The organism is Pseudomonas sp. SIMBA_041 (assembly GCF_046535095.1).
Taxonomy (GTDB): Bacteria; Pseudomonadota; Gammaproteobacteria; order Pseudomonadales; family Pseudomonadaceae; genus Aquipseudomonas; species Aquipseudomonas mucoides.
This window is the reverse complement of sequence record NZ_JAWRXJ010000128.1, coordinates 1-320: the sequence shown is the minus strand read 5'-3', so window position 1 is coordinate 320 and position 320 is coordinate 1. Positions and strand designations below refer to the sequence as shown.

The following is a 320-nucleotide window of genomic DNA, read 5'->3' as shown; positions in this document are numbered from 1 at the left end:
CCGTAGCAGCCGCCCCGAACACTGAGGCGTAACCGCCTGATGCAACGGCACCGGAACCAGCAGCGATGCCGAACAGGCCGCTTGCGCTCGAAAATCCACCAATCGCAATCGAAGACGATCCAGTGCCCGATGCGTTGAAGCCCAGCGCTACGCCGCCGCCCGTTGCATTGGCGGAAGCGCCGAACGCGGTACCGTCGTATGTGGCCGTTGCGTTGGTCCCGACCACTGCGGCATATCCGCCGGACCCCGGAGGCGGACTGCCCGTAATGTTCGCATTGTCACCAATTACGATGCTGTCCGAGTTGCCATTGTCGGTTGCG

At 63.1% G+C, this 320-nt stretch carries 1 pseudogene; it reads right to left on the bottom strand.

Annotated features, from left to right (window positions below):
- Positions 1–320: pseudogene (locus tag SB725_RS30540) on the bottom strand (hypothetical protein); the annotation flags it as partial.